This window comes from Gordonia sp. DT30, from assembly GCF_049844915.1.
Classification (GTDB): domain Bacteria; phylum Actinomycetota; class Actinomycetes; order Mycobacteriales; family Mycobacteriaceae; genus Gordonia.
Window position 1 is genome coordinate 116,214 of the sequence record NZ_JBNCLY010000003.1, and the last position, 19,722, is coordinate 135,935.

Below are 19,722 nucleotides of genomic sequence, written 5' to 3' on the forward strand. Positions count from 1 at the left end.
AACCGGGATGCCCCCCGGCCCGTCCACACACCAACTCACCCCTGACGAGGGAAGTCCGTCAGGGGTGAGTGTGGTTGCTCAGGGTCTGGCCGGTTGCGGCCGGCCCGTGGCTCAGCGCCGAGTTGCCTTCTTGGCCGGGGCCTTCTTGGCCGCGGTCTTCTTCGCGGCAGTGGTCTTGGCCGGGGCCTTCTTGGCGGGGGCCTTCTTGGCCGCGGTCTTCTTCGCGGCAGTGGTCTTGGCCGGGGCCTTCTTCGCCGCGGTCTTCTTCGCGGCAGTGGTCTTGGCCGGGGCCTTCTTCGCCGCGGTCTTCTTCGCGGCAGTGGTCTTGGCCGGGGCCTTCTTCGCCGCGGTCTTCTTCGCGGCAGTGGTCTTCTTCGCCGCGGTGGTCGTACCCGCGCCGCTGCCGCGCTTGACGGCGGGTCCGGATGCCGAGAGCTTCTGCTTACCCGCTACGACCGCCTTGAACTGCGCGCCGGGGCGGAATGCCGGCACCGAGGTGGCACGCACCTTCACGGTTTCACCGGTCCGCGGGTTGCGAGCGACGCGCGGTGCGCGACGACGCTTTTCGAAGACACCGAAGCCGGTGATGGTCACACTCTCACCGCGGTTGACCGCACGCACGATCGTGTCGACGATCAGCTCCACGGATTCGGTCGCTACCTTGCGATCCGCGTCGAGCTTCTTCGTCAGCTCATCAATGAGCTCTGCCTTGTTCATTGGAATACCTCCGCAAGCTGTTCTGGCCGTGTCTGATATAGCCAGCTAACCCCACACGGTAAACGTCGTGGGCGAAAACGTCCATCTTCCACGCCAATCGGCGGAACGTGTTGCGAAAATTTCACGCCGCTAACACGTTCCGTCGATGGCGTCGGTGTGGGAGTAGGCCTGCGGAGATACTCAGCCCGGCAGGGTGACCGGCTTGTACGCGGGGCGGGACCTCTCGTACTCGGAAATCGCGTCTACCTGGCGCAATGTGAGTCCGATGTCGTCGAGACCCGCCATCAGGCGCCACCTGGTGTACTCATCAATTGTCAACGGCACCACGAGGTCTCCGGCGGTAACCGTCCGCTCTTGGAGACTCACGGTCAATTCGAGGCCGGGCTGCTCCTCGAGCCGCTTCCAGAGCAGTTCGACGTCGGATTGCTCGACCTGCGCGGCGACCAAGCCCGCCTTGCCTGCGTTGCCACGGAAGATGTCGGCGAACCGGGAAGAGATGACCACCCGAAATCCGAAGTCCGACAGTGCCCAGACGGCGTGTTCGCGCGACGATCCGGTGCCGAAGTCCGGTCCGGCGACCAGGACGGACCCGCGGCTCCACGGTTCTGCGTTGAGGATGAAGTCGGGATCGGTGCGCCAGCTCGCGAAGAGTCCGTCCTCGAATCCGGTTCGGGTGACTCGCTTGAGGTAGACGGCCGGGATGATCTGATCGGTATCGACGTTGCTGCGGCGCAGCGGTACTCCGATCCCGGTGTGCTCGATGAAGGGTTCCATGTTTGGCTCCGGTGTGCGTTGGGAAGTCGTGCTGGGTGGTGGTGGGACGATCGACCGACGGCCATCCTCTTACGACGGGGCGCGGGTCAAGGTCCTTGCGTCACTAGAGGTCTGCCGGTGCGGACAGGGTGCCGCGCACGGCGGTGGCGGCAGCCACGGCCGGGGAGACCAGGTGAGTTCGCCCACCTTTGCCCTGCCTGCCCTCGAAATTGCGGTTCGACGTCGAGGCGCACCGCTCGCCGGGAGCGAGTTGATCGGGATTCATGCCCAGGCACATCGAGCATCCCGCCTGGCGCCACTCGGCGCCTGCGGCAGTGAAGATCTCGCCGAGCCCCTCCGCCTCGGCCTGCGCTCGCACCCGCATCGAACCCGGTACCACCAGCATCCGCAGCCCGTCGGCGACTTTGCGGCCCTTGAGGATTTCGGCAACCGAGCGCAGATCTTCGATCCGTCCGTTGGTGCACGAGCCGACGAAGACCGTGTCGACCGAGATCTCACGCAGCGGGGTGCCGGGGGTCAGATCCATGTACTGCAAGGCCTTGACCGCCGAGCCGGCCGCGTTTTCATCCCCCAGGTCGGCCGGATCGGGCACGACCGAGGACAGTGGTGCACCCTGGCCGGGGTTGGTACCCCATGTCACGAAGGGCGACAACTCGCCCGCGTCGATGTGCACCTCGGCGTCGAATTCGGCGTCGGGGTCGGTACGCAACGAGTTCCAGTACGACACCGCGGCATCCCAGTCCGCGCCCTGCGGCGCGTTCGGCCGGCCGGAGAGGAATTCGTAGGTCACCTCGTCGGGGGCGATCATCCCGGCGCGGGCGCCGGCCTCGATCGACATGTTGCAGATGGTCATCCGGGCTTCCATCGACAACTTCTCGATCGCGGAGCCCCGGTACTCCAGGACGTAGCCCTGCCCGCCGCCGGTCCCGATCTTGGCGATGACGGCCAGGATGAGGTCCTTGCTGGTGACTCCTTCGGGCAGTTCTCCGTCGACGGTGATGGCCATGGTCTTGAAGGGGCGCAACGACAATGTCTGGGTCGCCAGGACATGCTCGACCTCAGAAGTCCCGATACCCATTGCCAGCGCACCGAATGCGCCATGGGTCGAGGTGTGCGAATCGCCGCAGACGACGGTCATTCCGGGCTGGGTCAGGCCCAGCTGCGGGCCGACCACGTGCACGATCCCCTGCTCGTCGTCGCCCATGGGATGCAGGCGAATGCCGAACTCCGCACAATTGCGACGCAGGGTTTCGACCTGGGTGCGCGACACCGGGTCGGCGATGAGGTCGGTCTTGGTGGTCGGGACGTTGTGGTCCTCGGTGGCGATCGTGAGGTCGGGCCGCCGGACCGGGCGGCCCGCGAGGCGCAGGCCGTCAAAGGCCTGCGGGCTGGTCACCTCGTGGACCAGGTGCAGGTCGATGTAGATGAGGTCGGGCTGCTGTCCCCCGTCGGCGTCGCCGTGAACGACGACGTGGTCCTCCCAGACCTTCTCGGCGAGAGTACGTGGGCCCGTTGGGGTGCCCGTCGCGGTTGGGCTGTTGGTCATGGCTCTGCTCACATCCGTCTGTTGCGAGTCGGTGTCGCCGAACCAGCTGGGCGGCGGTTCACCGACCGACGTGCGTCTCACTATTTGGACGGCTAGTATCGTCCTATGGGAAATGGTAGCGCATCGGAGCCCAGCAGCGGAATCGGTGTCCTCGACAAGTCGGTCACCGTGCTGCGCGCCATCGCCGAGACACCGTGCAACCTCACGGAGTTGTGTGAACGGACCGGACTACCCCGGGCCACCGCGCACCGGTTGGCGGTGGGACTCGAGGCGCACCGACTGCTCGCCCGCAACGCCGCCGGACGCTGGCATCCCGGTCCGGCACTGGGCGAACTCGCCTCCTCTGCACACGATCCGGTGCGCGAGGCGGCCCTGATGGTGTTGCCACGGCTGCGCGATATCACCGGTGAATCTGTCCAGATCTACCGCCGTGAGGGCTCCGAGCGGGTGTGCATCGCCGCGATGGAACCACCGACGGGGCTTCGCGACACCGTGCCCGTGGGTACCCGCTTCCCGATGACGGCCGGGTCGGCAGCCAAGGTCCTGGCGGCCTGGGCCGATTCGGGTACCCGGCGTCATCTCCTGTCCGACAGCGCCTTCAGCGACCGTGCGCTGCACGAGATCCGGCGCCGCGGATGGGCTCAGAGCGCCGGCGAACGGGCGGCCGGGGTGGCCAGCGTGTCCGCCCCGGTGCGCGACGCCACCGGTGAAGTCGTTGCCGCCATCTCGGTTTCGGGCCCCATCGACCGGATGGGCCGCCGACCCGGAGCCCGCTGGGCCGCCGACCTGCTGGCTGCCGCGGAGGCGATCCACAAGCGGTTGGCGTCGGTCCGGTAGGGAAATGCGTTAGCGTCGGTGTCGCACACCACTCCGACGAGAGAAAGCGACCCAGCGCATGGGCGTGAATCAACGCAGCCAGATCGTGATGAGTCCCGAGGAGATCGAGGAGTTCATCACACGCAGTCGCACCGCGACCCTCGCGACGACGGGTCCCGACGGCGGTATCCACCTCGTCGCGATGTGGTACGGGATCGTCGATGGCGAGATCTGGTTCGAGACGAAGGCCAAATCGCAGAAGGCCGTGAATCTGGGTCGCCAGCACCGGTGTTCGGTACTCATCGAGGACGGCGACACCTATGACACGCTGCGCGGCCTCGCCATCGAGGGTATCGCCGAGATCCGCGACGACCCCGACTCCTGCCTGCGCGTGGGCATCTCGGTCTGGGAGCGCTACACCGCGCCCTACACCGAGGAGGCCAAGCCGTTGGTCGAGCAGATGATGCACAAGCGGGTCGCGGTGCGGATCGTCCCCACGCGCACGCGTAGCTGGGACCATCGCAAACTCGGCCTGCCGCCCATGCCCGTCGCCGGTTCGACGGCCCAGCATCTCTGAAGAACCCGAGCATCTCGGAACCGCCGTTTCGCTGAACCGGCAAGGTCGCCGGCCGGACCCAGCGGTCCGACATGACGAAGGCGCCCTCCCCGGTGTTCCGGGAAGGGCGCCTTCGTTTGTAGCCCCGACGGGATTCGAACCCGCGCTACCGCCTTGAGAGGGCGGCGTCCTAGGCCACTAGACGACGGGGCCAAGACCTTGGTGGTCGCTGGGGTACCAGGACTCGAACCTAGAATGGCGGTACCAGAAACCGCTGTGTTGCCAATTACACCATACCCCAAGGGGCTTCTTTCCCCTCGGAAAAGAACCTGCGATAGATTAGCAGAGCAACACCCCTGGACTACAAATCGCCAGGTCAGGACGACTTCGCTGCGAGATCGCGCGCAGCGCGCAGGCGCGCGATACTCACGTCGCGACCAAGCAGTTCCATGGACTCGAACAGCGGCGGCGAAACCTGCGACCCGGTGACGGCCACCCGCACCGGCCCGAACGCCTTGCGCGGTTTGAGGCCCAGATCGTCCACCAGAGCGGCATTGAGCGCATCATGCAACTCCGACGCCTGCCACGCCGGTACGCCCTCTGCGGCGGCGATGGTGGCGTCGAGGACCGCCACCGAATCGGGCCCGAGGTTCTTCGACGCCGCCTTCTCGTCGATCGTGAACTCGGCCTCGCCGACGTAGAGGAACGACATGAGCGGCCAGGCGTCGCCGAGCACCTGGATGCGTGTCTGCACGAGTTCGGCGAGGGCGGTGAACGCGACGTCGTCGAACGGTTCGGCCAGGTATCGGTGCTCGACGAGGTAGGCCTTCAGGCGGGCGGCGAAGTCGGCGGGTTCGAGCAACCGGATGTGCTCGGCGTTGATCGCGTCCGCCTTCTTCTGATCGAAGCGCGCCGGATTCGAATTGACGTCGCGCACATCGAAGGCGTCGATCATCTGATCGAGCCCGAAGATATCGGTCTCGTGTGAATAGCCCCAGCCGAGCAGTGCGAGGTAGTTGAGCAAGCCCTCGGGCAGGAAGCCACGGTCGCGGTGATGCAACAGATTCGACTGCGGATCCCGCTTGGAGAGCTTCTTGTTGCCCTCCCCCAGCACGAACGGAAGGTGCCCGAATTCCGGAACCCGCTCGGCGACACCGATGCGAATCAGCGCCTCGTACAACGCGATCTGCCGGGGCGTCGACGACAGCAGGTCTTCGCCGCGCAGCACATGGGTGATGCGCATGGTCGCGTCATCGACCGGATTGACCAGGGTGTAGAGCGGGTCGCCGCTCGCGCGGGTGAGCGCGAAGTCGGGCACGGTACCCGCCTTGATCGTCGTGGTACCTCGCACGAGGTCGTCCCACGAGATGTCGCGGTCCGGCATGCGAAGTCGCACAACCGGATTGCGACCCTCGGCGCGGTAGTCGGCGCGCAGGGAGTCGGTGAGGTCGCGGTCGAAGTTGTCATATCCGAGTTTCGGGTCGCGGCCGGCCGCGCGGTGACGTGCCTCGACCTCCTCCGGGGTGGAAAACGCCTCGTAGGCCTCGCCGGCGTCGAGCAACCTCCGGACCACGTCGAGGTGGATGTCGCGCCTCTCGGATTGCCGGTACGGCGCATACGGACCGCCGACCTCAGGACCCTCGTCCCAGTCGAGTCCCAGCCAGCGCAACGATTCCAGGATCGCGTCGTAGGACTCCTGACTGTCGCGGGCGGCGTCGGTGTCCTCGATCCGGAAGACGAAGGTGCCCTTGTCGTGCCGCGCCTGCGCGAAGTTGAACAACGCGGTGCGCACCATGCCGACGTGCGGGGTGCCCGTGGGTGACGGACAGAATCGGACGCGTACGGCGTCGGCGCCGGCGGACTTGGCGCCGTCGGAATCTGGACGGGCGGAATCGGTACTGGCCATGGGCCTCAGCGTATCGAACGCGCCGTGGCCGCGGTCAGTCCCGGTGACGGTCCAAGAAGTCGACGATCAGGCGATTCACCTCGGCGGGTTGTTCCAGGTAGCCGAAATGACCGGCCTTGGCCACCTCGGCGTACTCGGCTGCCGGGATCGCGCCGGCGACCTCCCGCGCGAGCTTTGGCGGGAGCGTGCGGTCGTCGGCGAATCCGACGACGAGGACCGGACGGGTGATGGCGCGGTAGGCCCCCAGCCGATCCTGCTCTCGGTGGTGCAACCCGAGTTGGGCCCGTACACCCGGGGTCACCATCTGCGGGGAGAAGCCGATGACGTCGAGCCAGTCCCGCGCCGACCGATCGTCGTCGAGGGTGTGTGGGGAGAGGTTGAGATGCGCGGTGATCGCCGCCGCGTATTCCGGCGGCAACGTCACCCGCTGGTCGTAGAGGGCGCGCTCGCCGGCCGAGATGGCTTCTTGCAGCGGGGTGTTGCGTCCGTAGGTGGCCAGCAGGACAGCGGCCCGCACCACATCGGGCCGGGCCAGCGCCAATTCCTGGACGATGCGCGCACCCAGGGATGTGCCGACCACGAACGCCGGGGCACCCAGATGCTCGATCAGCCCGGCGGTATCGGCCACCATGTCGGCCAATGTGAAACCGTCGGCGCATTCCGACGACGGCGCGATACCGCGGTTGTCGAACAGCGCAACGCGATATCCGGCTTTGCGTAGTGCGGGTTCCTGATTGGCCTTCCACACACGTCCGGGGCTCCCGGTGCCCATCACCATCACCACGAGCGGCCCGGTGCCCGACACCTCGTAGGCCAGCTCGATGCCGTTGATGTGTGCGGTCCGCGCCGCCGCGGTCACGGCTTGTCCACCACCGGATTGCTCAACGTCCCCAGGCCCGAGACCGAGATCGAAACCCGTTGTCCGGCAGTCATCGGCCCGACACCCTCGGGTGTTCCGGTGAGGATCACGTCGCCGGGCAGGAGTGTCATCACGCGCGAGATCCATTCCACGATCGCACCGATGTCGTGCAGCATCAACGATGTTCGGCTGCGCTGGCGCACCTCACCGTCGAGCTCGGTGGTGATCTCGGCGTCGGACGGGTCGAAGGTGGTGTCGATCCACGGCCCCAGGGGACAGAAGGTGTCATAGCCCTTGCCGCGGGTCCACTGACCGTCGGATTGCTGCTGATCGCGGGCGGTGACGTCATTGGCGACGGTGTAGCCGAGGATGACCCCCGCGGCGTCGGCGGCCCTGACGTCCTTGCACGGCCGCCCGATGACGGCCGCGAGTTCTCCCTCGTAGTCGACCCGCTCGGAGGACGGGGGCCGCACGATCGGGACCTCCGGGCCGATGATCGAGGTGTTGGGCTTCAGGAAGATCACCGGATCGGCGGGGGCCTCACCGCCCATCTCGGCCGCGTGCGCCGCATAGTTCTTTCCGATGCAGATCACCTTGGTCGCCAGGATCGGTGCGAGCAACCGGACGTCGGCCAGCGGCCAGCTCCGTCCGGTGAAAGTCGGCGTACCGAAGGGATGCTCGGCGATTTCCTTGGCGACGACATTGCCGTCGAAATCCTCGAGTGAGACAAAAGCGACACCATCAGGACTGGCAATTCGACCAAGACGCATAACCAGAGCGTAGCGCACGGGCGGTGTCCACATTGCGGGACATCGGTTGGCATCACACCACATTCGGGTTCTAAGATATGGACACGTCATCTCATATGGTGAGATATGAAACGTGCCGGCCCGCGGGCCGCATCGGCCGAGGAGGCGACATGTTGTCCACCGACACCATCGGCACCGCTCACAGATGGGTGATGCTCGGGTGTTCGCTGATCGCCGCCATGACGACGACCTGCGTGGTCTCGGGCTTCGCCTATCTCATCCCGGCGCTGCACGCGGGTGGCATGACCATCTCGCGGGCCTCGGTCCTCGCCGCCGTCCCGACTGTCGGACTGATGCTCGCGATCATCGGCTGGGGCGCGCTGCTCGATCGGCACGGCGAGCGGTCGATCCTCATCATCTCCGTCTCGATCACCCTCGTCGCCGCCGTCGCCACCGCGTTGGCTGCGTGGCGGGCCGCGCCCTATCCGCTGCTGGCCGCGTTCCTGTTCCTGGGCGGCCTCGGTTCGGGCGCCGCCAACGGCGCGAGTGGACGAATCGTGGTGGGATGGTTCCCACCGACCCAGCGCGGTACCGCGATGGGCATCCGGCAGATGGCCCAGCCGCTGGGAATTGCGGTGTGTGCCTTGACCATGCCGGTGATCTCCGAACACTTCGGCATCGGTGCGGCGTTGCTCGTGCCGGTCGTGGTGACGGCGATCGGGCTGTGTGCGTGCGTCTTCGGCATCGTCGATCCGCCGATGGCGGCAGCAGGGTCATCGGCCGCCCTCAGCGCTCGAAATCCCTACCGCGACAGCTGGTTTCTGGCACGCGTGCATGCGGTCAGCGTGCTGCTGGTCATTCCGCAGTCGATGCTGTGGACGTTCGTGCCGACCTGGCTCATCGTCGCCCGGCACTGGTCCCCGGCGACCGCCGGTGTCCTCGTCACCGTCACCCAGACGATCGGCGCCCTGGGCCGGATCGCTGCCGGCAGATGGTCCGACGCGTGGTTGTCACGGATGCGTCCGATCCGGCTGATCGCCGTCGTCGCCGGGCTCGCGATGGCGATCCTGGCATTCACCGACTGGGCCGGCAGCCCCGTCTCGGTGGCGATCATGATGGTCGCGTCGATCGTGTCGGTGGCCGACAACGGTCTGGCCTTCACCGCGATCGCCGAATTCGCCGGGCCCCGGTGGAGTGGGCGCGGCCTGGGCGTCCAGAACACGGCGCAATATCTCGCGACGGCCGCCACCACGCCGATCTTCGGCGCGATCATCACCGCGGCCGGATTTCCGCTCGCGTTCGCGCTGAGCGCGGTGGCACCGGTGATCGCGGCCCCCCTGGTGCCGAAAGACCCGGCGCCCCAGGGCGAATCGGTACCCGTGGATACCCGATGACTCTTCGCCCGCGGCGGGCCGGACCGCCGCGGGAACCGGTGCGCTACAGCCGCTCGCGGATGCTCTCGCCGATCTCGGATGTCGAGAGCCGGCGACCGCCGCGCTCGAGCAGATCGTCGGCGACCGCCTGTTCGACACGCCGCGCGGCCTCGGCATTGCCGAGGTGCTCGAGCAGCAGCGCCACCGACAGAATGGCCGCGGTGGGGTCGGCCTTGCCCTGCCCGGCGATGTCGGGAGCGCTGCCGTGCACCGGCTCGAACATCGAGGGGTTGGTGCGGGTGGCGTCGATGTTGCCCGAGGCGGCGAGACCGATTCCGCCGGCGACGGCTGCGGCGATGTCGGTGATGATGTCACCGAACAGGTTGTCGGTGACGATCACGTCGAAACGCCCTGGATCGGTGACCAGATAGATCGTGGCGGCGTCGACGTGGCAGTAGTCGGTGGTGACGTCGGGGTATTCGGCGCCGATCTCGGCGACGGCCCGGCTCCACAGTGAACCGGCGAAGGTCAGCACGTTGGTCTTGTGCACGAGCGTGAGGTGTTTACGACGGCGACTCGCCCGCTCGAACGCGTCGCGCACCACCCGTTCGACACCGAAGCGGGTGTTGACGCTGACCTCGGTGGCGACCTCGTGCGGGGTCCCGACCCGGATGGAACCGCCGTTTCCGGTGTAGGGACCCTCGGTGCCCTCACGGACCACGACGAAGTCGATGTCGGGGTCACCGGCCAGTGGCGAGGTCACGCCGGGCAGGCGCCGTGCGGGGCGCAGGTTCACGTGGTGGTCGAGCGCAAAGCGCATCGTCAACAGCAGACCACGCTCGAGCACACCCGACGGGACCGACGGATCACCGATCGCGCCGAGCAGGATCGCGTCGTGTTCGCGCAACGACTCCAGATCGGCCTCGGTCAGCAATTCGCCGTTGCGGTGATAGCGGCGGGCACCGAGATCGAACTCGGTGGTGTCGACGTCGGGCACCACGGCGCGTAATACCTCGAGCGCCTCGGCGATGACCTCGGGACCGATCCCGTCGCCGGCGATGACGGCAAGTTTCACGACAGATCCACCTGTTCGATCAGGGTGGCGTCGACAGCCGCCTCGATGGCCCCGATCACGGATTCGTCGATCTCACGACTCACCCGCAGGATCATCGTGGCGCCTTCGCCCTCGGCGTCCTGCGAGAGGGCGGCGGCGAGAATGTCGACGCCCGAATCACCGAGGAGGGTACCGATCTTGCCGAGCGACCCGGGCTGGTCGGTATAGCTCACGAGCAGATTGAGACCCTCGGCGCGCATGTCGAAGTTGCGGCCGTTGATATTGACGATCTTCTCCACCTGGCGCGGCTCGGACAGCGACCCGGAGACGTTGTGCACCGAGCCGTCGGCGAAGACCGCCCGGACGTCGACGAGGCTGCGGTGGGTGGGGCTCTCGGTGGCGGTGACGACCTCGCTGGTGACGCCGCGATCCTCGGCCACCTTGGGCGCGTTGACAAAGGTGATCGGCTCTTCGAGCGCGGCCTCGAACAGCCCGCGCAGCGCCGACAGGCCCAGCACCTCGACATTGCTCGCGGCCAGCTCGCCGCGCACGTCGACCACCAGTGACGTCGGCAGCTCGGGACTGATGGCGCCGACCAGCACGCCGAGCTTACGGGCCATCTCCAGCCAGGGGGCGACCTCTTCGTCCACGGCGCCGCCGACGATGTTGACCGCATCGGGGACGAAGTGCCCGGCCAACGCGAGTCGGACACTCTTGGCGACATCGGTGCCTGCGCGATCCTGCGCCTCGCTCGTCGACGCGCCCAGGTGTGGGGTGACCACGACCTGCGGGAGTTCGAACAACGGCGAATCCGTGCACGGCTCGGTGGTGAAGACGTCCAGGCCTGCGGCCCGCACCTGCCCGGCGGTGATCGCATCGGCCAGTGCCTGCTCGTCGATGAGACCGCCGCGCGCGGCGTTGACGATGATCACGCCCTTCTTGGTGCGTGCGAGCTGTTCGGTCCCGATGAGCCCCAACGTCTCCGGGGTCTTGGGCAGGTGCACGGTGATGAAGTCGGCTCGCTCGAGGAGCTCGTCGAGCGAGACCAGCTCGATGCCCAGTTGCGCGGCTCGCGCCGGCGACACGTACGGGTCGTAGGCGATCACATGTGTCTCGAACGCGCCCAGGCGCGCGGCGACGAGCTGCCCGATCCGGCCGAGCCCGACGACGCCGACGGTCTTGTCGAAGATCTCGACACCGTTGAACGAGGAACGCTTCCAGGTGTGTTGGTGCAGGGTCGCATCGGCGGCCGGGATCTGGCGGGCCGCCGAGAGCAGCAGCGAGATCGCATGCTCGGCGGCGGTGTGGATGTTGGAGGTCGGCGCGTTGACGACCATCACACCGCGCTCGGTGGCGGCCGGAACGTCGACGTTGTCGAGTCCGACGCCGGCGCGGGCGATGATCTTGAGCTTCTTACCCGCGTCGAGGACTTCGGCGTCGACGGTGGTGGCCGAGCGCACCAGGATCGCGTCGGCGTCGACCACGGCCTCGAGAAGCTTGGGACGGTCGGGGCCGTCGACCCAGCGCACCTCGACTCCGTCGCCGAGTGCTTCCACGGTCGAGGGGGCCAGTTTGTCGGCGATGAGGACGACCGGCAGGCCTGCTGAGGTCACAGTTTTCTCCAGGATCGGTGGCGAGAACGGGGGCGATGCCGTATGGGCATCCGCCAGTCAGCTTAGAGACCCTCGGTGACAGCACGAACAGCCGGGCGGCGAGGACGGTCGAATCCTCAGGATCGACGTGTACATTGTGATCGGCATTACGGAAGAGTTGCGATCCTGCGGCGAACTTTCGCGGGGGCACCGCGCCGGGCACATCCGTCGATACGGTGTTCTTTCGCCGGGGATGTGACGACAATCGATTTCGTGGCAGGCAAGCCGCAGTGGTCGGGTATGAGAGTGGAGTGTGCATGAAGAAGAAGCTGACAATACTGTTGGCTGTGCTGGCAGCGACGGTGCTTGCCGGCTGGGGGGCTCCCGGAACCGCGATGGCGGCGCCGGCCAAGATCTTCCTCGGCGGCGGGTCGGGAATCCTGATCCTCAAGGGCGGCAACTCCGCGGCGGCATGCACGCTGACCACCATCGGCCATGCGAAGACCGGTGAGCTCATCGGCATCACGGCCGGACATTGCGGTGAGCCCGGGCAGAAGGTTCTGTCGGAAACCTTCCAAGACCGCGGTCAGGCCGGTGTCATCACGTACTCCAACCCCAAGGACGACGTCGCGATCATCCAGTTCGACCAGTCGCGCGTCGTGCCGTTGCGGACCGTCCGGTCGGTGACCATCCGCCATATCGACCCGCGCCCGATCGGCTTCCCGACGGTGGCATGCAAGGAAGGCCGTACCACCGGCAGCACCTGCGGGGTCGCCTGGTTCTCCGACGGCGACGTCCACTTCTCCCAGCTGTGCGTGATCGAGGGCGACTCCGGCAGCCCGGTGGTCGTCGGCGATCGCCTCGTCGGCATGGTCAACGCCTATTACTTCGTCGGTTGCATCGGTCCGGAGACCGGAACCAACATCGGCCCGGTCATGAACTACGTCAACAGCACCAAATACAAGGGCTTCACCGTCTTCTGATCGGCGACCAGCTCATCAACGAGTGCGCCCTCTCCGTTCGAACGGAGAGGGCGCACTTTTTTGACCGGGATCTGTTCACCGCGGATCTCTACCACTGTCTTTGTGCCGCGTCGCGGGTCAGTGCCCGCGCCATGCGGTCAGCTCGGCGTCGAACTGCCGACCGGTCCACTCGGCGATGCGCCCTCGGTCGACGGGGTCGATACCGCCGGTCCGCCAATTCCATCCGCCGGTCTCGATCCACTCGTCGAGTGAGGCGGCGATCCGCCGCCGTAACTCGGCGTCCCGGACCCGGCGGTCCCGGCAGAACAGCGCGTAGTCGTCGGCCCGCCAGCTCGTCGGCATCGGTGCGACGGCCTCGGTGAGGGCGGCATCGTCGAGTCCGGTGACCATCTGCCGGACCGCGTCGGCGTGGTCCGGATCGCGCGCCAGATCATGAAGCACCGCAACATATTCGGCGGGTAGCACACCCGGCTGCGGCTCAGACATGACGGTGCGCATCCTCGACGAGCGACCCGTCGGCCAGCCGTCCCAGCACCCGGCCATCGCCGAGTTCGTGGCGCAACTCGGGATGCCGATGGTAAAAGTCCACCAACCAGAAGGTGACCGGCGCGCCGAGCCAGGCGGCATCGAGACGTATCGGATCGAGAGGTAGCGGATCCGGACGCTGCGGCTCGAGGTCACCGTCACCGATCGTCAGCCAGGCGCCGTGGCGCCGACTGCCCTCGACGGGCACACCCCTCGGCTCTATCGTCGTCACCGCATCCCAGGTCCACTCGGCTCGCCGGCCACCCTTGCCGACGACCAGGCCCCGCGGCGACACGGTCAATGCGGGCCCACGCCGCACCGACAGCCGGATCGCCTCGAAGGCACACAGGGCCGCAACGACCACGAACGCATAGGGCGAGAAGGGTTTCGGTGAGTGCTCCGTGAACGAGAGGTCGAGTTCGCCGGTGCCCACGGCATAGAAGGCAAGCCCGCAGCCGACCATGCCGCATACCGCAGATCCGAGGTCGGCCGCGAACTCGCGGTCGTCGCCTCGCAGCAGCAGCGCCGATCGGAACATGCGCGCCCCGGCCGGATGGGGCGAGCGGGCTTTCTGCCGCGTCCTGCGTAACCGGTCGGTCCGGAGTTGTAGCACGAATGTCATCGCGGCCAGCACGGCCGCGGTGGCCACGATGAGATGGTGGTCGCGGGCAGTCACCCAAGCTGTGACCAGGAATATGCACGCGAACGTGAGGCAGAACGCATACCCGAAGCGAGCACGACGACCGATGTGCGCCCACGCGCGTGGAAGCGGATAGGTCACCGACCGACCGCCGATCTCCCGCGCCGACGTCATTTGCACACCACCTGGCCGACGAGGTTTCCCACCACGGCTGCGCTGAGGCCGGCGACGACCGCGCGAACTGCCGCTGTCACCGGCGCCGCTTCGGGCGCCGCGATCATCGTCAGATCCGTGGTCAGCCCGACCGCACCGGTGACCCCGGCGACACATCGCTGGTAGGAGTCCTCGGCGGTGGCGACGCCGACCGCGGTGCCGAGCAGTGTCAGTCCGGGACCGGCCAGCTTCGCTCCCATTTTCAGTCGCGCCACCTCGGCTTGCGTCAGATACGGAAGACCTTGTGTGACCTGGGATTCGGTGGCTGCCATGCCGCCCGACGCCAGCGCGAGCGTGTAGTCACGCGACGACGGCAGCGAGAAGGTGATGCCGTCGACCACGGCCTCGGTCGTCCCGTCGGGCCGCTCGGTCACCACGGCCGGCGGTTTGCCCGGCCGGGTCAGGGTGACGGTGGCGGTGCCGTCGCCGGCCACCGTGCGCGTTGCCGTCAGAACCCCTCGCGGATCGAAGAATTCCGTCTTGTTCACGCCGGGACCACCGGTGTAGATCTGTCGGCTGCCGTCGAGCATCCGCAGCGTCGTCGTGGTGGTGGCTCCGGAGGCGGTGGTCGTGGTGTCGACGACGGTGCCCATCATGTGCTCGGCCAACCGCGCACGCTGATATCCGCGTCCCACAGTCGGATTCGTGCCACCGGTGTTGTCGCCGCGTGGCGCGGTGGTGAAATCCGCGGGGGCATGCGGGTCGGCATCGATCTCGGGTAGAGCGATCCCGAGGGCCCTGCTGTTGAGCTGATCCCGGATGAAGACAGCGATGCTCAGGTCGGCCTGGCTCAGGTCTACCAGGAGCGGGTTGAGTCGGACCTGGAAATTGTCGGCCACGGTCGCCAGGGTCTTGGCCATCGGCGCCGAATATCGCTTGACCCGCGGCAAGACGATCCAGTCATCGGTGACGAAGAGGTCACCGGATTCGATGATCGTCAGCATCTTCCGGATGGACGCGGCGGCACCGACGAGATCCGGCAAGTATCTGGCGATCCCGATCGCGGAGTTGTCGGCGATGGCTCCGACGGCCTCTGCGCGGTCCTTGCCTGCGGTGAACGCCGACTCGCCGGACTGCTGCGCAACCCCCGTCCACAGACGGTTCTTGCCCAACGCCAGCATGGCGTACCACGCGGTGGACACCATCTCCTCGAAGGTGTCGCCGGCCGCCCGCAGGGTGTGACCGGCCTCGCCGACGGAATCGGTCTGCCACGTATCGAAGGTCTTTCGGCTCGGGATCATGATGCCCGGCGAGGACCAGGTAGCTGCGTGAACTTGTCGGCCAGCACCGTGTCGGTGGACTCGAATCCGCCTGCCGCGTTGTACACGGCCCCGGACAATCGATCGAAATACGTGCTCACCCCGGCCAATTGGGGTCTCATCTCGTCGGCAGTGGTCTGCGCCGCATACGCGGTCGTCGAGCCGGGCAGCAACGCCGCGAGTGACTCGAAGTCTGCCGGGATGGGCGATGCGGCGACCTGTTGCGCCAGATCGTCGACCACATTCGAGAACTGCCGCAACGCTTCCGGATCGACATCCATCGCTCCCCCTTCGTCGGCTCCCCTGGCCGGAGACAACGATAGCCCGGTTTCGTACCGGTGCCGGAGTATTCATCCACAGGCTCGGAAACGACCGACCGGAGCAGCCCGGGTCCGGAAACAAGAGCGGCCCCGTTCCCACCCGGGAACGGGGCCGCACCTGTCAGTTGCCGGACCTCAGGCGGTCTCGGTGATCGGGCGGTCGACCCAGCTCATCAGGTCGCGCAGCTTCTTGCCGGTGACCTCGATCGGGTGCTCGGCATTCTGCTTGCGCAGACCCTCGAGCTCCTTGTTGCCGCCCTCGACGTTGGCGACGAGGCGCTTGACGAAGGTGCCGTCCTGGATGTCGGTGAGGATGCCGCGCATCCGCTCCTTGGTGTCGGCGTCGATGACCCGCGGGCCCGACACGTAACCACCGAACTCCGCGGTGTCCGACACCGAGTAGTTCATCCGCGCGATACCGCCCTCGTACATGAGGTCGACGATCAGCTTCAGTTCGTGCAGCACCTCGAAGTACGCCATCTCCGGCGCGTAGCCGGCCTCCACCATCACCTCGAAGCCGGTCTTGACCAGTTCCTCGGTACCGCCACAGAGGACCGCCTGCTCACCGAACAGGTCGGTCTCGGTCTCTTCCTTGAAGGTGGTCTTGATGATTCCGGCACGCCCGCCGCCGATGGCGCTGGCGTAGGCGAGCGCCAGCGCCTGGCCCTCACCCTTGGGATCCTGATCGACCGCGATCAGGCAGGGCACGCCCTTGCCGTCGACGAACTGCCGGCGCACCAGGTGGCCGGGACCCTTGGGAGCGACCATCCCGACGGTCACCTCGGCCGGCGCCTTGATCAGATCGAAGTGAATGTTGAGACCGTGGCCGAAGAACAGCGCGTCGCCGTCGTTCAAGTTGGGCTCGATGTCCTCGGTGAAGATCTTGGCCTGGCTGGTGTCGGGGGCGAGCACCATGATCAGATCCGCCCAGGCCGCGGCCTCGGCCGCGGTCATCACCTTCAGGCCCTGCTCGGCGGCCTTCTCCCGAGACTTGCTGCCCTCGCGCAGGCCGATCGCGACGTCGACGCCCGAGTCGCGCAGCGACAACGCATGCGCGTGCCCTTGGCTGCCGTAGCCGATCACTGCGACCTTGCGGCCCGCGATGATCGACAGATCGGCATCGTCGTCATAGAACAATTCGATCGCCACAGTTCTGGTTCCCTTCGATATATGTTGTGCCCCAGGCAAATCGAACTCACGCTAGGGCGCTATTACTTACTACGTCAGCGGTTGGCCGACATGCTCTTCGGACCGCGGCCCAAGGTGACCGCACCGGATTGGGCGATCTCGCGGATACCGTACGGATCGAGCATCCGCAGCAACGCCTCCAGCTTTTCGGCGGTGCCGGTGGCCTCGACGGTCAGCGACTCCGGAGAGACATCGATCACCTTGGCGCGGAAGAGATCCACAACCTCGATGACCTCCGAGCGCACCGTGGAATCGGCGCGCACCTTGACCATCATGAGTTCCCGGGAGACCGAGCCGGCCGGGTCCTGCTCGACGATCTTGATGACGTTGATCAGCTTGTTCAGCTGCTTGGTGACCTGCTCGAGCGGGAAATCCTCGACCGAGACCATGATGGTCATCCGCGACATCCCTTTCAGCTCGGTCGGGCCCACCGCCAGTGATTCGATGTTGAATCCGCGCCGCGAGAACAGCCCCGACACCCGGGCCAGCACGCCGGGACGGTCCTCGACGAGGACGCTGAGAGTGTGGGTACTCATTTCTTTCGAGCCTCCTGGCCGAGGTTGGTGCTCTGGTTGACGACCTCGTGGATGTCGGCCGGATCCGAGGCCGACGCGTCGTCGTCGAACAACGGCCGAATGTCGCGCGCGGCCATGATCTGATCGTTGCCGGTGCCTGCCGCGACCATCGGCCACACCTGCGCGTCGGCACCGACGATGAAGTCGATGACCACCGGACGGTCGTTGATCTCGCGCGCCTTGGCGATCACCTCGTCGACCTCGGCTTCGTTCTCGACGCGAAATGCCGCACAGCCCAGCGCTTCTGCGAGTTTGACGAAGTCGGGAATGCGCTTGGAGTGGGTGGCCAGATCGGTGCTGGAGTAGCGCTGGTCATAGAACAGCGTCTGCCACTGTCGCACCATGCCGAGGTTGCCGTTGTTGATCAGGGCGACCTTGATCGGGATGCCCTCGATCGCACAGGTCGCCAACTCCTGATTGGTCATCTGGAAGCAACCGTCTCCGTCGATGGCCCACACCTCGGTCTCCGGCGCGGCCATCTTGGCACCCATCGCGGCGGGCACCGCATAGCCCATGGTGCCGAGGCCACCGGAGTTGAGCCAGGTCCGCGGCTTTTCGTAGGCGACGAATTGCGCCGCCCACATCTGATGCTGACCGACACCGGCACAATAGACCGCATCAGGTCCGGCGAGCTTGCCGATCCGGGAGATCACGAACTCCGGCGACATCGACCCGTCGGCGGGGCGGTCGTAGCTCAGCGGATAGGTTCGGCGGATACCGTCGAGATACTCCCACCACTCGCCGAGTTCCGGCACCGCATCGGTGGTGGCGCGTTCGGCCCGCAGTGTCTCGATGAGGTCGATGATGACTGCTTTGCAGTCACCGACGATCGGGACGTCGGCATGACGATTCTTGCCGATCTCCGCCGGATCGATGTCGGCGTGAATGACTTTGGCGCCCTGCGCAAATGACGAGAGCTGCCCGGTCACCCGGTCATCGAAGCGCGCTCCGAGAGTGATCAGCAGATCGCTGCGCTGCAGCGCGGCGACCGCGGCGACGGTGCCGTGCATACCCGGCATGCCCAGGTGCTGGTTGTGCGAGTCGGGGAAGGCGCCGCGCGCCATCAGTGTGGTGACCACCGGGATTCCGGTGAATTCGGCCAATTCGAGCAGTTCCGGCGAGGCGTTCGCCTTGATGACGCCGCCACCCACGTAGAGCACCGGATTCTTTGCGGCGTTGATCAACCGGGCGGCCTCGCGCACCTGCTTGCCGTGCGGTTTGGTGACCGGACGGTAGCCGGGCAGGTCGATCTGCGGCGGCCACGAGAAGGTGGTCTGGGCCTGCAGGACGTCCTTGGGGATGTCGACCAGAACCGCACCGGGACGGCCGCTTTCGGCGATGTGGAACGCCTCGGCGATGATCCGCGGGATCTCGAGTGCGTTGCTCACCAGGAAGTTGTGTTTGGTGACCGGCATGGTGATACCCGAGATATCTGCTTCCTGGAAAGCGTCGGTACCGATCAGCGCGCGACCGACCTGGCCGGTGATCGCGACCACCGGCACCGAATCCATCTGGGCGTCCGCGAGCGGTGTGACCAGGTTGGTGGCCCCGGGACCCGACGTCGCCATCATCACTCCGGCCCGGCCGGCGACCTGCGCATAACCCGTCGCGGCGTGGCCTGCGCCCTGCTCATGACGAACGAGCACATGACGAACCTTGGAGGAGTCGAGCAACGGATCGTAAACCGGGAGGACCGCACCGCCAGGAATGCCGAAGACCACGTCGACGCCGAGCTCCTCGAGTGAGCGGACCACCGACTGCGCGCCGCTGACGCGTTCGGGCGCGACGGTGTTCTGCCGTACAGCCCGGAGGTTGCCCGCCGCCGGAGACTCCTGGTTGTCCGCCGCCGGCGATGCCGGGCGCGACCCGGCGCCCGGTGCGGCGGTGTCGGTACGTGCTGTTGGTGCACTCACTGCACGGTCCTTTGTGTTCGTGGTCGAATGGTGTGTTCGAGGTCAACAGGGATGGGCAACAAAAAACCCCCGACAGCAGTTGCTGTTCGAGGGTGGCGCGTCGATGCTGGAGGCCGATGAAGTGACCGATCAGGCGACGACGCGCCGGCCGATTACTACGAGAA

The 19,722-nt window shown here is 66.7% G+C and carries 19 protein-coding genes and 2 tRNA genes; 4 read left to right on the forward strand and 17 right to left on the reverse strand.

Annotation, left to right across the window (positions count from 1 at the left end):
• Positions 1-111 precede the first annotated feature (111 nt).
• From ACLQ3C_RS04240 to leuC, 3 genes are all read right to left on the reverse strand, one after another.
• Entirely contained in the window at positions 112-717 is a 606-nt protein-coding gene (locus tag ACLQ3C_RS04240) for an HU family DNA-binding protein (protein ID WP_425703731.1), read from the reverse strand.
• A gap of 180 nt (positions 718-897) precedes the next feature.
• Positions 898-1,491, reverse strand: a complete 594-nt coding sequence (gene leuD, locus ACLQ3C_RS04245; RefSeq protein WP_425703733.1) for a 3-isopropylmalate dehydratase small subunit — start codon at positions 1,489-1,491, stop codon at positions 898-900.
• 103 nt (positions 1,492-1,594) lie between these two features.
• A complete protein-coding gene (gene leuC / locus ACLQ3C_RS04250; protein ID WP_425703734.1) occupies positions 1,595-3,037 on the reverse strand; it encodes a 3-isopropylmalate dehydratase large subunit in 1,443 nt (480 codons plus the stop codon).
• Positions 3,038-3,142: 105 nt separating this feature from the next.
• On the opposite strand from leuC, the gene ACLQ3C_RS04255 reads away from it, so the two are divergent.
• The gene (locus tag ACLQ3C_RS04255) at positions 3,143-3,874 is read left to right on the forward strand and encodes an IclR family transcriptional regulator (RefSeq protein ID WP_425703736.1); all 732 of its coding nucleotides are present in this window, start codon (positions 3,143-3,145) and stop codon (positions 3,872-3,874) included.
• A gap of 58 nt (positions 3,875-3,932) precedes the next feature.
• Positions 3,933-4,430, forward strand: a complete 498-nt coding sequence (locus ACLQ3C_RS04260) for a pyridoxamine 5'-phosphate oxidase family protein (RefSeq protein ID WP_425703737.1) — start codon at positions 3,933-3,935, stop codon at positions 4,428-4,430.
• A gap of 119 nt (positions 4,431-4,549) precedes the next feature.
• Here ACLQ3C_RS04260 and ACLQ3C_RS04265 read toward each other — a convergent pair.
• The 5 genes from ACLQ3C_RS04265 to ACLQ3C_RS04285 form a co-directional block, all read right to left on the reverse strand.
• Positions 4,550-4,622, reverse strand: a tRNA-Glu gene (locus tag ACLQ3C_RS04265).
• A gap of 16 nt (positions 4,623-4,638) precedes the next feature.
• Positions 4,639-4,710, reverse strand: a tRNA-Gln gene (locus ACLQ3C_RS04270).
• A 75-nt stretch (positions 4,711-4,785) separates the two neighbouring features.
• Positions 4,786-6,315, reverse strand: a complete 1,530-nt coding sequence (gene gltX / locus ACLQ3C_RS04275) for a glutamate--tRNA ligase (RefSeq protein WP_425703739.1) — start codon at positions 6,313-6,315, stop codon at positions 4,786-4,788.
• 34 nt (positions 6,316-6,349) lie between these two features.
• A complete protein-coding gene (locus ACLQ3C_RS04280; RefSeq protein ID WP_425703741.1) occupies positions 6,350-7,174 on the reverse strand; it encodes an alpha/beta fold hydrolase in 825 nt (274 codons plus the stop codon).
• Positions 7,171-7,944 carry a fumarylacetoacetate hydrolase family protein gene (locus tag ACLQ3C_RS04285; RefSeq protein ID WP_425703742.1) on the reverse strand — a complete coding sequence of 258 codons (774 nt, stop codon included), beginning with the start codon at positions 7,942-7,944 and terminating at the stop codon, positions 7,171-7,173. The genes ACLQ3C_RS04280 and ACLQ3C_RS04285 overlap by 4 nt, the downstream gene beginning before the upstream one ends.
• A gap of 149 nt (positions 7,945-8,093) precedes the next feature.
• Between ACLQ3C_RS04285 and ACLQ3C_RS04290 the strand changes: the two genes are divergently transcribed.
• Positions 8,094-9,317 carry an MFS transporter gene (locus ACLQ3C_RS04290; protein ID WP_425703744.1) on the forward strand — a complete coding sequence of 408 codons (1,224 nt, stop codon included), beginning with the start codon at positions 8,094-8,096 and terminating at the stop codon, positions 9,315-9,317.
• Between the two features lie 43 nt (positions 9,318-9,360).
• Here ACLQ3C_RS04290 and ACLQ3C_RS04295 read toward each other — a convergent pair whose 3' ends face one another.
• A complete protein-coding gene (locus ACLQ3C_RS04295; protein WP_425703746.1) occupies positions 9,361-10,371 on the reverse strand; it encodes a 3-isopropylmalate dehydrogenase in 1,011 nt (336 codons plus the stop codon).
• Complete coding sequence (serA, locus tag ACLQ3C_RS04300; protein ID WP_425703748.1) at positions 10,368-11,963, reverse strand: phosphoglycerate dehydrogenase; 1,596 nt, start codon at positions 11,961-11,963, stop codon at positions 10,368-10,370. The genes ACLQ3C_RS04295 and serA overlap by 4 nt, the downstream gene beginning before the upstream one ends.
• A 296-nt stretch (positions 11,964-12,259) precedes the next feature.
• On the opposite strand from serA, the gene ACLQ3C_RS04305 reads away from it, so the two are divergent.
• A complete protein-coding gene (locus ACLQ3C_RS04305) occupies positions 12,260-12,925 on the forward strand; it encodes a serine protease (protein WP_425703750.1) in 666 nt (221 codons plus the stop codon).
• 117 nt (positions 12,926-13,042) lie between these two features.
• On the opposite strand, the gene ACLQ3C_RS04310 is transcribed toward ACLQ3C_RS04305, so the two are convergent.
• The 7 genes from ACLQ3C_RS04310 to ACLQ3C_RS04340 all read right to left on the reverse strand — a co-directional run bounded on the left by ACLQ3C_RS04310 (position 13,043) and on the right by ACLQ3C_RS04340 (position 19,558).
• Entirely contained in the window at positions 13,043-13,411 is a 369-nt protein-coding gene (locus ACLQ3C_RS04310) for a hypothetical protein (protein WP_425703751.1), read from the reverse strand.
• Complete coding sequence (locus ACLQ3C_RS04315; protein WP_425703753.1) at positions 13,404-14,264, reverse strand: hypothetical protein; 861 nt, start codon at positions 14,262-14,264, stop codon at positions 13,404-13,406. Before ACLQ3C_RS04315 ends, ACLQ3C_RS04310 begins: the two co-directional genes overlap by 8 nt.
• Positions 14,261-15,544: a hypothetical protein gene (locus ACLQ3C_RS04320; RefSeq protein WP_425703755.1), complete on the reverse strand. Its 1,284-nt coding sequence runs from the start codon at positions 15,542-15,544 to the stop codon at positions 14,261-14,263. The genes ACLQ3C_RS04315 and ACLQ3C_RS04320 overlap by 4 nt, the downstream gene beginning before the upstream one ends.
• Positions 15,541-15,843, reverse strand: coding sequence for a hypothetical protein (locus ACLQ3C_RS04325; protein WP_425703757.1), 303 nt, complete (start codon positions 15,841-15,843; stop codon positions 15,541-15,543). Before ACLQ3C_RS04325 ends, ACLQ3C_RS04320 begins: the two co-directional genes overlap by 4 nt.
• 174 nt (positions 15,844-16,017) lie before the next feature.
• Positions 16,018-17,031 (reverse strand): ketol-acid reductoisomerase, encoded by a 1,014-nt coding sequence (gene ilvC, locus ACLQ3C_RS04330; protein ID WP_425703758.1) that lies wholly within the window; start codon positions 17,029-17,031, stop codon positions 16,018-16,020.
• 74 nt (positions 17,032-17,105) lie between these two features.
• A complete protein-coding gene (gene ilvN, locus ACLQ3C_RS04335) occupies positions 17,106-17,606 on the reverse strand; it encodes an acetolactate synthase small subunit (RefSeq protein WP_425703759.1) in 501 nt (166 codons plus the stop codon).
• Positions 17,603-19,558, reverse strand: a complete 1,956-nt coding sequence (locus tag ACLQ3C_RS04340; RefSeq protein ID WP_425703760.1) for an acetolactate synthase large subunit — start codon at positions 19,556-19,558, stop codon at positions 17,603-17,605. Before ACLQ3C_RS04340 ends, ilvN begins: the two co-directional genes overlap by 4 nt.
• Between the last annotated feature and the right edge of the window lie 164 nt (positions 19,559-19,722).

Bases quoted from the DNA above. Each gene is read 5' to 3' on its own strand.
- ACLQ3C_RS04310 (WP_425703751.1), bottom strand. From the start codon at position 13,411: ATGTCTGAGCCGCAGCCGGGTGTGCTACCCGCCGAATATGTTGCGGTG.
- gltX (WP_425703739.1), bottom strand. From the start codon at position 6,315: ATGGCCAGTACCGATTCCGCCCGTCCAGATTCCGACGGCGCCAAGTCC.
- ACLQ3C_RS04305 (WP_425703750.1), top strand. From the start codon at position 12,260: ATGAAGAAGAAGCTGACAATACTGTTGGCTGTGCTGGCAGCGACGGTG.
- ACLQ3C_RS04325 (WP_425703757.1), bottom strand. From the start codon at position 15,843: ATGGATGTCGATCCGGAAGCGTTGCGGCAGTTCTCGAATGTGGTCGAC.
- ilvN (WP_425703759.1), bottom strand. From the start codon at position 17,606: ATGAGTACCCACACTCTCAGCGTCCTCGTCGAGGACCGTCCCGGCGTG.
- ACLQ3C_RS04255 (WP_425703736.1), top strand. From the start codon at position 3,143: ATGGGAAATGGTAGCGCATCGGAGCCCAGCAGCGGAATCGGTGTCCTC.
- ACLQ3C_RS04260 (WP_425703737.1), top strand. From the start codon at position 3,933: ATGGGCGTGAATCAACGCAGCCAGATCGTGATGAGTCCCGAGGAGATC.
- ACLQ3C_RS04315 (WP_425703753.1), bottom strand. From the start codon at position 14,264: ATGACGTCGGCGCGGGAGATCGGCGGTCGGTCGGTGACCTATCCGCTT.
- ACLQ3C_RS04290 (WP_425703744.1), top strand. From the start codon at position 8,094: ATGTTGTCCACCGACACCATCGGCACCGCTCACAGATGGGTGATGCTC.
- ACLQ3C_RS04285 (WP_425703742.1), bottom strand. From the start codon at position 7,944: ATGCGTCTTGGTCGAATTGCCAGTCCTGATGGTGTCGCTTTTGTCTCA.
- leuD (WP_425703733.1), bottom strand. From the start codon at position 1,491: ATGGAACCCTTCATCGAGCACACCGGGATCGGAGTACCGCTGCGCCGC.
- leuC (WP_425703734.1), bottom strand. From the start codon at position 3,037: ATGACCAACAGCCCAACCGCGACGGGCACCCCAACGGGCCCACGTACT.
- ACLQ3C_RS04240 (WP_425703731.1), bottom strand. From the start codon at position 717: ATGAACAAGGCAGAGCTCATTGATGAGCTGACGAAGAAGCTCGACGCG.
- ACLQ3C_RS04320 (WP_425703755.1), bottom strand. From the start codon at position 15,544: ATGATCCCGAGCCGAAAGACCTTCGATACGTGGCAGACCGATTCCGTC.